The organism is Sulfitobacter sediminis (assembly GCF_040811725.1).
GTDB classification, from domain to species: domain Bacteria; phylum Pseudomonadota; class Alphaproteobacteria; order Rhodobacterales; family Rhodobacteraceae; genus Sulfitobacter; species Sulfitobacter sediminis.
Window position 1 is genome coordinate 71,327 of sequence record NZ_JBFNXX010000006.1, and the last position, 13,725, is coordinate 85,051.

A 13,725-nucleotide genomic window follows, 5' to 3' on the forward strand; every position below is an offset into this window, starting at 1 on the left:
GCCCCAACCGGGCGCGGTTTTTCTTTTTGGCGCTCTCAGCCCTGCGGCGTGACGACTGAAATCGCGGGGCCCCGCGCCTCGATGGCCTCGGCGGCTTCGAAGAGGATGTCTTCGCGGAACCTTGCGCCCACCAGTTGCGCGCCAAGTGGCACGCGCCCCGCTTCGCCGTCGCCAAATCCAGTGAAAACGGACAGCGCGGGCATGCCCATGAAAGGCAGGGCAACCTGCGTCAGCTGTGCTTCGAAGACACGGGGGAAATCCTCAAGATCGAGCATGTCCGGGAAAGGCGGCTCGGCGGAAACCGGGCAGATCAGCACCGGGTAGTCCGACAGGAACATCTGCCAGTTGCGCATGAAACCGACGCGCGCCTGCAGCGCATCCATCAGTTGATCGCGGTCGGGTACCGAGGTGACCTTTTGCATCTCCGACAGCACGTGCAGGGCATCCGGGTCCGCCTCCTTTTCGAACGCAGCCTTCGCGCCACGCTCCATCTCGACCTGCCAGAGCTGCAGTTGCAGCCGCGCGGGTTCCCGAAGGGGCGGGCAGTCGGTCTCTTCCACTTGCCAGCCCGCGTCGGTAAGGCGTGCGGCGGCCTCGCGCAGGGCGGCTTCCACCAGCGGGTGCGTCTCCAGCCCCTCGGGACTGATACAGAGGGCGGCGCGGCGGGGATAGGAGGGACCTTCGAGCGGCACCGGCATGTGCCAGGGGTCCTGCAGATCGGCGGCCGCCATGGCCGTAAGGCTCAGGCGCAGATCGGCAACGCTCCGCGCGTGGGGACCGGAGACCGCCATCAGCTGCGCGCCGATGTGGCGGTCGGGGGCCGTTGCATTGCGCGCGGGTACGCGGCCAAGCGTCGGGCGGATGCCCTGAAGGCCGCAGGCATAGGCCGGGTAACGGATCGACCCCGCGATATCCGTGCCATGGCCCATGGCCCCGATCCCCGCAGCCGTGGCCGCCGCGGCACCGCCGGAAGACCCGCCCGGTGTGATGGCCGGGTTATGCGGATTGCGGGTGTGGCCGTGCAGTCCGTTCCGGGTGAACCAGCGCAGCGAAAAGGCGGGCACGTTGGTGCGCCCGACGATCACGGCGCCCGCGTGCCGCAGGTTGGCGACGACGGGACTGTCCGAGGTAGCGATCAGGTCCTTTTGCAGACGTAGCCCGTTGGTCGTGGCAAAGCCCTTCTGATCGACGTTTTCCTTGATCGTCACAGGCACGCCGGCCATCGGCGGAAGCGCCTCGCCGCGCGTGCGGGCGGCATCCACCGCATCGGCAGCCTGCAGCGCCTCGTCATCGTCGCGGGCCACGACCGCGTTGATGGCCGGGTTGACCGCATCCAGCCGCTCAAGCACGGCTTCGCAAACCGCGCGGGCGGTGACATCCCCCTTGCGGATGCGCTCGGCGGTCTCGGTCGCAGTGAGTTCATAGAGTTCCATGGCACCCTCCCTTTTCCGCGAGACTGGCATGTTCGTTCCCCGTTGCACAGGTCCGACTTTGCGCTTACGGCTTGCGCAAATCATGCGGCGGGGAGGGCCGAAATGCAAAAGACAGTGGTCAACAGCTGGAACGAATGGGACCCGCTGAAACACGTGATCGTGGGGCGGGCGGACAACTGCCATATCCCGCCGGAAGAACCGGCGCTGGACGCCAAAGTGCCCGAGGACAGCGACATGCGCGGCCAGTGGGGCCGCCGTCCGCAGGAGACAATCGACCGCGCGAACGAATTGCTGGACAAGTTTGCCGCGCAGCTTGAGGCGCGGGGCGTCCGGGTGGACCGGCCCACGCCGATCGATCATGCGCTGCCCGTCACGACGCCGGATTTCCATACCGACAGCCAGTTCGGCTGCATGCCGCCGCGGGACGTGTTGCTGACGGTGGGGTCAGAGATGCTGGAGGCGACGATGTCCTATCGCTGCCGCTGGTTCGAGTACCTGAATTACCGTCCGCTGTTGCAGAGGTATTGGGAGGAGGACCCGAATTTCCGGCATGAGGCGGCGCCCAAGCCGCGCCTGACGGACGCGGATTATCACCCGGATTACCTGAGCGACAAGATCGGGGTGGAGAAGCGTCTGAAGTGGGCGGCGGAGAAGTTCTTTGTCACCACCGAGGAAGAGCCATTGTTTGATGCCGCTGACGTGCTGCGTTTCGGCCGCGACCTCGTGGTCCAGCACGGGTTCACGACGAACCTCAAGGGCATCGAATGGCTGCGGCGGCATTTCCCCGATCACCGCGTGCATGCGGTCAACTTTCCGGGTGACCCCTACCCCATTCACATCGACGCCACCTTCACGCCGCTGCGCCCCGGTCTGATCCTGAACAACCCGCAGCGCCGCCTGCCACAGGAGCAGCGCGGCATGTTCGAGGCGAACGGATGGGAGATCGTGGATGCAGCTCAGCCCGCGCATAACCAGCCGCCGCCGCTCTGTTATTCCAGCGTGTGGCTGTCGATGAACGTACTGGTGCTGGACCCCAAGACCGTCTGCGTCGAGAAATCCGAGGTCTACCAGGCCGAGCAGATGGACAAGCTGGGGATGGAGGTGATCGAGGTGGAGCTGCGCGACGCCTATGCCTTCGGCGGGGGCCTGCATTGCTGTACGGCGGATGTCTATCGCGAGGGGACCTGCGAGGATTACTTCCCGTCGCTCTCCTGAACCAGCGGGCGGCCGCCGAGGCCGTTCACACCCTGAGCGGTCAGCGCGGCGACCAGTTCCGCATGATCGACCTTCTGCACCGGCACCCCGTCGCGCAGCGCGAGCGCGGCGGCGGTTCCGGTGGCCTGCCCCATCGCCATGCATTGCGGCATGCCCCGGACCGAGGCGAAGGCCACTGGATCGGCGCAGATAATGCGGCCGGCGAACATCAGGTTCTCGATCTTCTCGGGCACCAGTGACCGGAAGGGGATGGTGTAATAGGCGTCCTGCCCGACGATGGCGTCATGGGTCATTTCAGCGCTGTCGCGCATCACGTCATCGACGGGGTTGTCGCAGCAGACGATGCCATCGGGGAACTTCGTCGCTGCGGCGAGGTCGGTACCGGTGACGCGGTACTGACCCTGAAGGCGGCGCGTTTCGCGCACGCCGACCGTGGGACCGATGCCCGAGAGATAGGCGTCTTCAAAGCCCGGCACGTCGCGGCGCAGGAACTCGGCAAGCTGGTGGATCCGCCTGCGCCCTTCCTGCGTGGCACGGCTGACGGCGGCTGGGTCGGTGCCGTCGACGCCCCGGATCACGACCGAGTTGCAGAAGACCGTGCGCGGGTGAAAGCCCCGCATCATGTAGAGCCTTGCAAGGTCGGGGTGCAGACGGCCCTCTGCGATGCCGCGCGCAGCGGGTTCGGTGAAATAAGGATCGTTTCCCGCAAACACCCTGTCGCAGTCGGCGTTTAGCATATGGAAGGACAGCGTGACGCCCATCATGTTGCCCTTGGCATCGCCGAGGGTGAATGGGACGCCCGCGCGGGCAGAAATATCGCCGTCGCCGGAACAGTCGATCACCATACGCGGATGTATGGTGAAAGGACCGCGCCTGTCGTGACATGAGACGGAGAGGATACGCGCGCCTTCCATGAGCGGTTCATGGGCCACTGCACCTAGTCGCACCTCGACGCCCGCCTCTTCGAGCATTTCGAACATCGTCAGCGTGGCGATGTCGGGATCATACAGGATTTCCGGGCCGAAATTCTCAAGCGCGCAGGGCCGCTTCTCTGCCGCAGGGGGATGGAGCGCCAACAGCCTGGCGGTCAATTCCTCGATCAGGCCACCGATGATCCTGTCCGCCGGATAGGCGGCACCCCAGGGCATGCCGGGACAGAAAGCCATGACGCCGCCGATCTTCTGCGTGGCTTCCAGCAGCGTAACGCGCAAGCCCTGCCGACCTGCGGCAACTACCGCAGCCCAGCCGGCCGTACCGCCGCCGACAATCAGGACATCAGTGTCTGTTTCTTCCATCCCTGCACACACCTCCGGGGTGCACCAGAGCAGAGATATGCAGGCGGATCAATCAGCCGGACCGCCTGCAGCGCATCACCGTCAGACCGGCATGTTCTCGAACATGTCGTCATAGGCCTCGTCATCGAGGCGACGGCTGATCTGGCGCAGGCGCTGAGGAACCGGCTGATCATGGGACACCATTGTCCGGATCACGCGGTGAACGGCCGGGCGAAGGTTGAGACGTTCCTGCGGTCGGGCAGTTTCGAACCTGCGTTCCAAGTTCGCAGCCTGCTTTTTAAGATCTTCTGTATTGAACATCGGCATCCTCCCAGTGTCGATTCTCGTTATGATAGCATCGCTGATCCCAGCATGGGTTAATCGAGATCAAATTGCGCGTCTTTGGCGACTTGCTGCCGAGTTTTCCGCCCAAATTATCTCGGCGCGGCAGATCTGGGTGCGCAGCGCATCATTTTTGACCGTTTTGAAATTTGTCTGACAACGCTTTACCGACAGGATCTTGCGCTTTTGTGACAAAGCCGCACATCCCTTTCCAATGGTCCCAAACTCCTGTAAACGCGCTCCATCTGAATGCCGGCGCCCGGACCGTAGCGCCGCCCAAACGAAGATACCGCGGTCAGGGGCAATACGGCCCCTATGCAAATGGCCCGACGTGGGCCGAAACAGGAAACGTAGATGTTTAACGTAACGAAAAAGTCGATGCAGTGGGGCGAGGAAACGCTCACGCTGGAAACCGGAAAAGTGGCCCGTCAGGCGGACGGGTCGGTGATTGCAACGCTGGGCGAGACCAGCGTGATGGCGAACGTCACCTTCGCCAAGACCCAGAAGCCCGGTCAGGATTTCTTTCCTCTGACCGTCCACTACCAAGAGAAATACTATGCCGCCGGTAAGGTGCCGGGTGGCTTCTTCAAGCGCGAGGCGCGTCCGACCGAAAAGGAAACGCTGACCGCGCGTCTGATCGACCGTCCGATCCGCCCGCTGTTCGTCCCCGGCTTCAAGAACGAAGTACTGGTGATGTGCACCGTGCTGAGCCACGATCTGGTCAACGACCCCGATATCGTGGCGATGATCGCGGCCTCTGCCGCGCTGACCATTTCCGGCGCGCCCTTCATGGGTCCGATTGCCGGGTGCCGCGTGGGCTTCGAAGACGGCGAATACGTCCTGAACCCCACCGTCGATGACATGCAGGACCTGCGTCTAAACCCCGACCAGCGTCTCGACCTTGTGGTCGCGGGCACCAAGGACGCGGTGATGATGGTGGAATCCGAAGCATACGAGCTGTCGGAAGAGGAAATGCTGGGCGCGGTCACCTTCGCGCACGAGCAGATTCAGCCGGTGATCGACCTGATCGTCGATCTTGCAGAAGAAGCGGCCAAAGAGCCTTTCGACTTCCAGCCTGTCGATTACTCGGACCTCTACGAGGCGGTGAAGAAGGCGGGCGAGAAAGACATGCGCGCCGCCTTCGCGATTGCCGACAAGCAGGAGCGTACCGCGGCCGTGGCCGCCGCGCGCGAGAAGATCAAGGAAGCGCTGACCGAAGAGCAGCTTGAGGACGAGAACCTCGGCTCCGCCATGAAGAAGCTCGAAGCGTCGATCCTGCGGGGCGACGTCGTGAAGACTGGCAAGCGCATCGACGGCCGGAAGACCGACGAGATCCGCGATATCGTGGCCGAAACGGGCATCCTGCCCCGGACCCACGGTTCTGCACTGTTCACCCGTGGTGAAACGCAGGGCCTGGTTGTCACGACGCTGGGCACCGGTGACGACGAGCAGTTCATCGACGCCCTGCACGGAAACTTCAAATCCAACTTCCTGCTGCACTACAACTTCCCGCCCTATTCGGTTGGTGAAGTGGGTCGCGTGGGCCCTCCGGGCCGTCGCGAAGTGGGTCACGGCAAGCTGGCGTGGCGCGCGCTTCAGGCGGTGCTGCCGGCGGCGACGGATTTCCCCTACACCATCCGCGTGGTGTCGGAGATCACGGAATCCAACGGGTCATCCTCCATGGCATCCGTCTGTGGCGGGTCGCTGTCCATGATGGACGCGGGCGTGCCGCTCAAGACCGCCGTGGCCGGTGTGGCCATGGGTCTGATCCTGGAAGACGATGGCTCCTACGCGATCCTGTCCGACATCCTCGGTGACGAAGACCACCTTGGCGACATGGACTTCAAGGTCGCGGGCACCAAGGACGGCATCACGTCGCTGCAGATGGACATCAAGGTCGCGGGCATCACGCCCGAGATCATGGAGAAGGCGCTGGCTCAGGCCAAGGATGGGCGGATGCACATCCTCGGTGAGATGAACAAAGCCATCTCCGGTGCGGCGGACTTCTCCGTCCACGCTCCGCGTATCGAGACGATGCAGGTGCCGACCGACAAGATCCGCGAAGTGATCGGCTCAGGCGGCAAGGTCATCCGCGAGATCGTCGAGGTCTCGGGTGCCAAGGTCGACATCAACGACGAAGGCATCATCAAGATCGCATCGCCCAACGCGGAGTCGATCCAGAAGGCCCACAACATGATCTACGCGATCGTGGCAGAGCCCGAAGAGGGCAAGATCTACACCGGGACGGTCGTCAAGATCGTAGACTTCGGTGCCTTCGTGAACTTCTTCGGGAAGCGCGACGGCCTCGTGCACGTCTCCCAGATCGAGAACCGCCGCCTGAACCATCCGTCCGACGTTCTGAAGGAAGGCCAGGAAGTGAAGGTCAAGCTTCTGGGCTTTGACGACCGCGGCAAGGTGCGCCTTTCTATGAAGGTCGTCGATCAGGAGACCGGCGAAGAGATCAAGAAGGAAGAGAAGGCGGACTGATCCGCGACTTCTTTGCAGAAACGAAACAGCCCCGGCGGAAACGCCGGGGCTTTTTTGTGCGCGCTTGACAGGTTGGAAGGATTTGCAACCTTTTCGGCAGTTCGGCGTTTTCCCACCGAGCGTACAGAGGAAAGAGACACACAATGCATTTGAAAAGACGACATTTTCTGGCAGCCTCAGGTGCTGCCTTTCTGAGCGGTCCGGCGCTGGCAGCGACGCAGGCCTATCAGATCCCGCCCCAGCATCAGGCGCGGATCGTAAGGATCAAGGCGCGGTTCGAGCCCGGCGAGATCCACGTCGATCCCGGCCAGTTCGCCCTTTACTGGACATTGCCCGGTCGCAGGGCGGTCCGCTATCCTGTCGGCATCGGCCGTCCGGGGCTGTACGAGTCCGGGACGTTTACGGTCGGACGCAAGGCAGAATGGCCGCGCTGGACACCCACCAAGGCAATGATCGAGCGCGAGCCGGACAAATACAAGAAGTACGAAGACGGCATGGAGGGCGGACCGAACAACCCGCTGGGCGCGCGGGCACTCTACCTCTACAGCGGCAGTCGCGACACGCTTTTGCGCATCCATGGCACGCCCCAGCCGCACACCATGGGAACACGGCAATCGAACGGTTGTGTGCGCATGATCAATGCCCATGCGATCGATCTCTATGAGCGGGTGCCGAGCGGTACGCGGGTCGTACTTCACTAACGACACATAACATCGATATCCAATCCCCGGTGCGGCGCACCGGAGATATTTCATTTCGCGCTTTGCGGTAAACGGTTCCGAATTCCCGGGGGCCGAACAGCATCTGGACGCTAGCCGACGTTCGCACGAATTGTTAGAATCGGCCGCAATGACCGAGCTGCCCATCTATCTGATCAACCTCGACGGTTCCGACGCGCGGCTTGACGCGGCAACCTCGGCCATGGAGGCCGAAAACGTACCCTTTATTCGTCATGCCGCTTTCGATGGTCGCTACCTCGATCTGCGGGAGGTGCCGGAGTATGGCGCCCGTGCGGCGCGCGCTTTGATGGGACGGGATCTGACGGGTGGTGAAGTCGGCTGTTTCATCAGCCACGTGGAGGTGGCAAAGCGACTTCTGAGCAGCGATGCGGACTTTGCCCTTGTCCTCGAAGATGACATGAAACCGCTTCCCGGTGGCTTTGCCCTCACCCGCGCTCTCATCGCCGAGGCACGAGCGGGGCGTGACCAATGGGACGTCGCCCACCTGGGTGCCGAGAAACTCAAGATCGCAACGCCACTGCATCTTATCGAGGCCGGTGCGCACCGTGCCATGCTGCACCGCGCGCACTACTTCCCGATGCGCACAACCGCGCTGCTTTGGTCGCGGACGGGCGCTGAACGTTTCGTACAGACCGCCTATCCGATCACCTGCCCCGTGGATATCCACCTGCGTCGGCTGATGCAGCAGAATGACGGTGGCGTGGCGCTGTCTCCGTCCTGTTTCACTACCACCGACGCCGAAAGCGAGATCGTAGCCGCAGCGGGAAAGAAACGCGGCACCGACAGCCGTAGCCCGACCTACCCGATCAAGCGCGCCGCCCGCGTCATCATCGAAAACCGGCGCGCCAGCCTCTTGCAGCGCCGCGCCCGCCGGGGGCTTACGTGAGCGTGCCCACAGTTCAAAGTTTCTACCGAAACAATATTCCCGCCCGCCTGGTCGACGCACAGGCGCGGGTGTTCGATCATTTCGGGATCGCGCTGAACCAGTGCCTCGATAACAGCCTGTCCCATGCGACGTGGCTGGAACGCACTCTTGCAAAGGCGTCCGATGAAGATGTGGTGGTGATCGCTGACATCGACGCCTTTCCCCTGTCCCGCGAGGCCTTTGACAGGATGGTCGGTCAGGCGCGAAAGGGCGCGCTGGTGGGGCTGTCGCAGGTTGCCAATCACAAGGACCCCAACCGCATCTACGCAGGACCGATGTTCATGGCCTTGCCTGGCAATCTTTATGAGGATTTTGGCGAGCCACGGCTGGACCGTACCGATACCCGCGACGTGGCGCAGGTGCTGACGGACCTCGCCAATGAGCGCGATATCCCGGTCGCGCTGATCCCGCCCCGCTTTGCCATTCAGCCGAAGTGGGCGCTTGCCGATCAGGGGGTTTTCGGTGTGGGGACCTTCTATGGCGAGATGGAATTCTTCCATCTCTTCCAGTCGCGCAAACAAAGCTCGGTCGACCTTTTCTGCGCCGTCGCCGAGGGGACCATTGCGGGACGCCACGACTTCCAGAGATACTTGGAGGTCATGGCGCCCCGCAAGAAACGGTTCGGCCTGTTCTAGCTCGGGACTTTCGTCGTGCGCAGGTAGGGCAGCACGGTCGTGAATTCCCCGAACTTGGCTTTTGCATCCTCGTCAGAGACCGCCGTCGGGATGATCACATCGTCGCCCACGTTCCAGTTGGCCGGTGTCGCGACGCCCTTGTTCGTGGAAGTCTGGAGACCGTCCAGCGCGCGCAGCACCTCGGCAAAGTTGCGGCCGACGGTCATCGGATAGGTCATCGACAGCTTGAGCTTCTTGTCGGGACCGATGATGAAGACCGAGCGCACGGTCGCGGAATCGTTCGGCGTGCGGCCATCGGGAAGGTAGGCTTCGGCGGGCAGCATGTCGAAGGCCTTGGACACCTCCAGACCGTCATCGGCGATGATCGGGAAACCGGCCTTGGTGCCTGCGACCTTTTCGATGTCGCCCTTCCATTTCTTGTGGTCCTCGACCCCGTCGACGCTGACGCCGATCACCTTGGTGCCGCGCTTTTCCCATTCGTCAGCAAGCTGCGCGACGGCGCCGAATTCGGTGGTGCAAACCGGGGTGAAATCCTTTGGATGGGAGAACAGGATCGCCCAGTTGTCGCCAACAAATTCGTGCAGGGAAAACGTGCCCTGATCGGTTTCGACCGTCAGGTCGGGGATAGTGTCGTTGATGCGCAAACCCATGGCGGGACTCCTTTCTGGTAAACGTCCTAGGCTGCTATGTAAGGTGTCGCGGACGCACTTGCATCCCCGTGCGCCGGGGCGCATATGCAAAAAGAAGGATGTTCCGCCCAGTCCGGGCGAACAGGAACAGGGAGTACACCATGCTCGAAAAACGAGATTTCTATATCAACGGCAAGTGGGTCGCCCCCGCTAAGCCCAATGATTTCGCGGTCATCGACCCGTCCACGGAAGAGCAATGCGCGGTCATTTCCCTCGGCGATCAGGCCGACACGGATGCCGCCGTCGCCGCCGCGAGTGCAGCCTTTGACAGCTGGTCGCAGACGCCGCTTGAGGACCGCATCGCGCTGGTCGAAAAGCTGGCCGACGTCTATGACGCGCGCAAGGAAGAGATGGCACAGGCCATGTCGCTCGAGATGGGCGCACCCATCGACATGAGCCGCAACAACCAGGTCGGTGCCGGCACTTGGCACATGCGCGGTTTCCTCAAAGCGCTCAAGGATTTCTCGTTCGAGGAAGACTACACCCCGACCGAAAAGACGCTGCGTGAACCCATCGGTGTCTGCGCGCTGATCACGCCGTGGAACTGGCCGATGAACCAGATCGTGCTCAAGGTCGTTCCGGCCATTGCCGCAGGCTGCACCGTGGTTCTGAAACCTTCCGAGGTCGCGCCGCTTTCTGGTCACCTCTTTGCTGAATTCATGGACGAGGCGGGTTTCCCAGCAGGCGTCTTCAACCTCGTGAACGGGGACGGTGCAGGCGTCGGCACGCAGCTTTCCTCGCATCCGGACGTGGATATGGTGAGTTTCACCGGCTCGACCCGCGCGGGCATCGCCATTTCCAAGGCCGCCGCAGATACGCTCAAGCGCGTGAGCCTTGAGCTGGGCGGTAAGGGTGCCAACATCATCTTCGAGGACGCGGACGAGAAGGCGGTGAAACGCGGTGCGATCCACTGCTTCCAGAACTCCGGCCAGTCCTGCAACGCGCCGACGCGGATGCTGGTGCACAAGTCGCGCTATGATGCGGCGGTGGAAACAGCGGCGGATGTGGCCAATAACACCCGCGTCGCCCCTGCCTCGGAAGAGGGTCGCCACATCGGGCCAGTTGTGTCCGAAGTGCAGTACAACAAGATCCAGGGCCTGATCGAGAAGGGCATGCAGGAAGCACGGCTGGTGGCAGGGGGCCTTGGTCGTCCTGACGGGCTGAACCGGGGCTATTACGTGAAGCCCACGGTTTTTGCCGACGTCACAAACGACATGACCATCGCGCGCGAGGAAATCTTTGGCCCCGTGCTGTCGATCATTCCGTTCGAGACCGAGGAAGAGGCGATCCAGATTGCGAACGATACGCCCTATGGTCTGACCAACTATGTCCAGACCCAGGACACCGAAAAGCGCCGCCGAGTGGCGCGCCGCCTGCGGTCGGGCATGGTCGAGACCAATGGTCAGGGCTTTGCCATGGGCTCGCCCTTTGGCGGCTACAAGCAGTCCGGCAACGGACGCGAGGGTGGTGTCTTCGGGATCGAGGAGTTCCTCGAGGTCAAGGCCGTGTCGGGCTGGGCTGCCGAGTAAGGCTGCCGACCTTGTTCCACATGAAAGGCCGCCCCAGCCGGGCGGCCTTTTTTCTTTTCCACCCAAAGCTTCGCGCGCATTGGTATTTACAGGCGGCATGGCAAAGGGGATGCTGACCCGGACTGGAGAGCGGGGTGCTTCAAATGACATCATCCTACGAGATGGAACGCTTCATCGAAGACCTCGATGACATTAGGAAGCGTTACCTCGAGATGTTGACCAGATGCGAAATCATGACCGCCGCGCTCGAGGCGCCCGATCAGTGGGCGGTGCCTACCATCGAGGGCGCGGAGGGTCTCTTTCAGTACATCCCCTATGATCTGGGCGGCCTGATCGAGATCATTCAGGAACTGGCCACTGTCCTGCCCGACGATCCGGATTTCAAACACTCGCAACAGCCCATCCGGCCGCTGTCTCTGGTCGAGATCGGCTGCGGTATCGGTCGGAACCTCAACATCTTCCGCAACCAGCAGGCGCTGCCCATCGTCAAGGCGGTAGGCTTTGACATCGTCCCCGAGTACATCGAGGTCGCGCAGCGGATCTACGGGCTGGGCGAGGATGTCTTTGTCAACGATGCGATGGATTTCGACTATCGCGGCTTCGATCTGATCTTCTATCGCCCGTTCTCGGACGACAAGATGCAGCGCGACTTCGAGGAATATCTGATCGACGGGGTGAAGCCCGGCGCGATCATCATCGGGTTGAACACCGAGCGGTTGCAAAGCTCACGCAAGGTGCGCGAGCTGGACCCGTCGGGGAATTGCTACAAAAAACTTTGAGCGCTCAGAAAGGTACCTTGGCGCGCACCTTCATCGACCGTCCGCCATCGGGGTGTTTGAAGCGCAACTCCTCTGAATGCAGCATGAGGCGTGGGAAGTCGCGGGCCGGACCAGTCGCATAGAAGGGATCGCCGAGGATCGGGTGGCCCAGTGCAAGCATGTGCACCCGGAGTTGGTGGCTGCGCCCGGTTCTTGGAACAAGGCGGATGCGTGCGGTCTGGTCGTCGTGGCGCAGAAGCTTCCATTCGGTCTGGGCTGGCTTGCCGGTCTCATGGCAGACCATCTGCCGGGGACGATTGGGCCAGTCGACGATCAGCGGCAGGTCGATCAGCCCTGATTTCTCCTGCGGGACGCCCCAGACGCGGGCGACGTAGCTCTTGCGCGTCATGCGCTTTTCGAACTGCAGCCCAAGGTGGCGCTGCGCATGAGGCGATAGGGCAAAGATCATCACGCCCGAGGTATCCCGGTCCAGCCGGTGCACCAGCAGAGCCTGGGGAAATACCGCCTGCACGCGGGTCAGCAGGCAATCGCTCAGGTGCTCCCCCTTGCCTGGCACGGAAAGAAGGCCGCTCGGCTTGTCGACCAGCAGCACGTCGGCGTCTTCGTGCAGAATGACCAGCGGGTCCTGCGGGGGATCGTAGGTGTCGTCCATGCCCGCCCTCGTTCCAGAAGTAAGGTGGGTTTTCAACCCACCTTCGCGCGGCGCATCTGGCGCAGCATGGACCAGGAATAGATCACGAGCGCGGCCCAGATCATCGGGAAGGCAATCATCCGGGCCTGCCCAAAGGGTTCCTTGAAGACGACAACTGCACAGAGAAAAATCATCGTAGGAGCGATGTATTGCAGGATGCCAATGGTCGAGAGCCGCAGCAGTTTTGCGCCGTTCGCGTAGATCATCAGCGGAATTGCCGTCACCAGGCCGCAGCCGATCAGCAGCAGGCTGTTCCGGTCGAGGCTGAGGCTGAAATGGGACTGACCGGTGGCGATGAGGTAGAGCAGGTATCCGAGGGCGGGTGCCATCAGGATCAGAACCTCCAGCAGAAAACCCTGGTTGGGGCCGATGGGCAGGCTTTTCTTCGCCAGCGCGTAGAGGCCCCAGGAAAAGGTCAGGCCAAGCGCCGCCCATGGCACGCCCCCGCCCTGCCAGGCCAGGATTGCAACCGCGCAGGCGGCCAGTGCGATGGCAACCATCTGCGCAGGTGTCAGCCGCTCACCTAGAAGAACAGCGGCCAGAAAGATGCTGAACAGCGGATTGATATAATATCCCAGTGAAGCATCAAGCGTATGTCCGGTGGCGATCGCCCAGACGTAAATGCCCCAGTTGACCGAGATCAGCGCCGCCGTCACCGCGCCCATGGCCAGCATCCGCGGATTACGCAGCGCCTCGCGCAGGGCATCGGTGCGGCGCAGGACAATCAGGACGCCGGCGGCAATGGGGATCGACCACAGGATGCGATGCGCCACAACCTCGGCAGGGGGCATGTGCGACAGCAGCTTCATGTAAAGCGGCAGGAACCCCCATATGCCGTAAGCCGTGATCGCATAGGCCAGACCCTGCGGAGTGTCCTCATTCGCTTTCTGGCTGTTCAGGCTGTCGGGGTTGCGCATGGGGTCTCTCCGTTCGGCCAAAGGGGTAGGCCAAACGGCGTTATGATGAAAAGCCTTACATTGTACCCG

The 13,725-nt window shown here is 62.4% G+C and carries 14 protein-coding genes; 8 read left to right on the plus strand and 6 right to left on the minus strand.

Annotation, left to right across the window (positions count from 1 at the left end):
- Positions 1 to 35 precede the first annotated feature (35 nt).
- Complete coding sequence (locus AB2B41_RS09745) at positions 36 to 1,433, minus strand: amidase family protein (protein ID WP_367877591.1); 1,398 nt, start codon at positions 1,431 to 1,433, stop codon at positions 36 to 38.
- 102 nt (positions 1,434 to 1,535) lie between these two features.
- Here AB2B41_RS09745 and AB2B41_RS09750 point away from each other — a divergent pair, with 102 nt between their 5' ends.
- Complete coding sequence (locus AB2B41_RS09750) at positions 1,536 to 2,648, plus strand: serine/threonine protein kinase (RefSeq protein ID WP_367877592.1); 1,113 nt, start codon at positions 1,536 to 1,538, stop codon at positions 2,646 to 2,648.
- On the opposite strand, the gene AB2B41_RS09755 is transcribed toward AB2B41_RS09750, so the two are convergent.
- On the minus strand, positions 2,627 to 3,943 hold the full coding sequence (locus AB2B41_RS09755; protein WP_367877593.1) for an FAD-dependent oxidoreductase: 1,317 nt from the start codon (positions 3,941 to 3,943) through the stop codon (positions 2,627 to 2,629). The two genes, AB2B41_RS09750 and AB2B41_RS09755, sit on opposite strands and share 22 nt — an antisense overlap.
- 81 nt (positions 3,944 to 4,024) lie before the next feature.
- Entirely contained in the window at positions 4,025 to 4,243 is a 219-nt protein-coding gene (locus tag AB2B41_RS09760; protein ID WP_367877594.1) for a hypothetical protein, read from the minus strand.
- A 28-nt stretch (positions 4,244 to 4,271) separates the two neighbouring features.
- Here AB2B41_RS09760 and AB2B41_RS09765 point away from each other — a divergent pair, with 28 nt between their 5' ends.
- The 5 genes from AB2B41_RS09765 (at position 4,272) to AB2B41_RS09785 (ending at position 9,051) form a co-directional block, all read left to right on the plus strand.
- On the plus strand, positions 4,272 to 4,421 hold the full coding sequence (locus AB2B41_RS09765) for a hypothetical protein (RefSeq protein WP_367877595.1): 150 nt from the start codon (positions 4,272 to 4,274) through the stop codon (positions 4,419 to 4,421).
- A 197-nt stretch (positions 4,422 to 4,618) separates the two neighbouring features.
- Positions 4,619 to 6,751 carry a polyribonucleotide nucleotidyltransferase gene (gene pnp, locus AB2B41_RS09770; RefSeq protein ID WP_367877596.1) on the plus strand — a complete coding sequence of 711 codons (2,133 nt, stop codon included), beginning with the start codon at positions 4,619 to 4,621 and terminating at the stop codon, positions 6,749 to 6,751.
- A 143-nt stretch (positions 6,752 to 6,894) separates the two neighbouring features.
- A complete protein-coding gene (locus tag AB2B41_RS09775) occupies positions 6,895 to 7,452 on the plus strand; it encodes a L,D-transpeptidase (protein ID WP_420014286.1) in 558 nt (185 codons plus the stop codon).
- A gap of 148 nt (positions 7,453 to 7,600) precedes the next feature.
- On the plus strand, positions 7,601 to 8,377 hold the full coding sequence (locus AB2B41_RS09780) for a glycosyltransferase family 25 protein (protein ID WP_367877597.1): 777 nt from the start codon (positions 7,601 to 7,603) through the stop codon (positions 8,375 to 8,377).
- 2 nt (positions 8,378 to 8,379) lie between these two features.
- Positions 8,380 to 9,051 carry a hypothetical protein gene (locus AB2B41_RS09785; protein WP_367877598.1) on the plus strand — a complete coding sequence of 224 codons (672 nt, stop codon included), beginning with the start codon at positions 8,380 to 8,382 and terminating at the stop codon, positions 9,049 to 9,051.
- Here AB2B41_RS09785 and AB2B41_RS09790 read toward each other — a convergent pair.
- A complete protein-coding gene (locus AB2B41_RS09790) occupies positions 9,048 to 9,701 on the minus strand; it encodes a peroxiredoxin (protein WP_367877599.1) in 654 nt (217 codons plus the stop codon). The genes AB2B41_RS09785 and AB2B41_RS09790 overlap by 4 nt on opposite strands.
- 140 nt (positions 9,702 to 9,841) lie before the next feature.
- Between AB2B41_RS09790 and AB2B41_RS09795 the strand changes: the two genes are divergently transcribed.
- Together AB2B41_RS09795 and AB2B41_RS09800 are read left to right on the plus strand one after the other, a co-directional pair.
- Positions 9,842 to 11,269 (plus strand): aldehyde dehydrogenase family protein, encoded by a 1,428-nt coding sequence (locus AB2B41_RS09795; protein WP_367877600.1) that lies wholly within the window; start codon positions 9,842 to 9,844, stop codon positions 11,267 to 11,269.
- 143 nt (positions 11,270 to 11,412) lie between these two features.
- The gene (locus AB2B41_RS09800; protein ID WP_367877601.1) at positions 11,413 to 12,048 is read left to right on the plus strand and encodes a class I SAM-dependent methyltransferase; all 636 of its coding nucleotides are present in this window, start codon (positions 11,413 to 11,415) and stop codon (positions 12,046 to 12,048) included.
- A 4-nt stretch (positions 12,049 to 12,052) separates the two neighbouring features.
- Here the strand turns inward: AB2B41_RS09800 and AB2B41_RS09805 are convergent, their stop codons facing one another.
- Both AB2B41_RS09805 and rarD read right to left on the minus strand, forming a co-directional pair.
- Positions 12,053 to 12,700, minus strand: a complete 648-nt coding sequence (locus AB2B41_RS09805) for an RluA family pseudouridine synthase (protein WP_367877602.1) — start codon at positions 12,698 to 12,700, stop codon at positions 12,053 to 12,055.
- A 32-nt stretch (positions 12,701 to 12,732) separates the two neighbouring features.
- The gene (gene rarD / locus AB2B41_RS09810; protein WP_367877603.1) at positions 12,733 to 13,656 is read right to left on the minus strand and encodes an EamA family transporter RarD; all 924 of its coding nucleotides are present in this window, start codon (positions 13,654 to 13,656) and stop codon (positions 12,733 to 12,735) included.
- Positions 13,657 to 13,725: the final 69 nt, after the last annotated feature.

Excerpts from the sequence above, each read along its gene's own strand:
- AB2B41_RS09745 (WP_367877591.1), bottom strand. The coding sequence starts at position 1,433 with ATGGAACTCTATGAACTCACTGCGACCGAGACCGCCGAGCGCATCCGC.
- AB2B41_RS09750 (WP_367877592.1), top strand. The coding sequence starts at position 1,536 with ATGCAAAAGACAGTGGTCAACAGCTGGAACGAATGGGACCCGCTGAAA.
- AB2B41_RS09755 (WP_367877593.1), bottom strand. The coding sequence starts at position 3,943 with ATGGAAGAAACAGACACTGATGTCCTGATTGTCGGCGGCGGTACGGCC.
- AB2B41_RS09760 (WP_367877594.1), bottom strand. The coding sequence starts at position 4,243 with ATGTTCAATACAGAAGATCTTAAAAAGCAGGCTGCGAACTTGGAACGC.
- AB2B41_RS09765 (WP_367877595.1), top strand. The coding sequence starts at position 4,272 with ATGATAGCATCGCTGATCCCAGCATGGGTTAATCGAGATCAAATTGCG.
- pnp (WP_367877596.1), top strand. The coding sequence starts at position 4,619 with ATGTTTAACGTAACGAAAAAGTCGATGCAGTGGGGCGAGGAAACGCTC.
- AB2B41_RS09775 (WP_420014286.1), top strand. The coding sequence starts at position 6,895 with ATGCATTTGAAAAGACGACATTTTCTGGCAGCCTCAGGTGCTGCCTTT.
- AB2B41_RS09780 (WP_367877597.1), top strand. The coding sequence starts at position 7,601 with ATGACCGAGCTGCCCATCTATCTGATCAACCTCGACGGTTCCGACGCG.
- AB2B41_RS09790 (WP_367877599.1), bottom strand. The coding sequence starts at position 9,701 with ATGGGTTTGCGCATCAACGACACTATCCCCGACCTGACGGTCGAAACC.
- AB2B41_RS09795 (WP_367877600.1), top strand. The coding sequence starts at position 9,842 with ATGCTCGAAAAACGAGATTTCTATATCAACGGCAAGTGGGTCGCCCCC.
- AB2B41_RS09800 (WP_367877601.1), top strand. The coding sequence starts at position 11,413 with ATGACATCATCCTACGAGATGGAACGCTTCATCGAAGACCTCGATGAC.
- AB2B41_RS09805 (WP_367877602.1), bottom strand. The coding sequence starts at position 12,700 with ATGGACGACACCTACGATCCCCCGCAGGACCCGCTGGTCATTCTGCAC.
- rarD (WP_367877603.1), bottom strand. The coding sequence starts at position 13,656 with ATGCGCAACCCCGACAGCCTGAACAGCCAGAAAGCGAATGAGGACACT.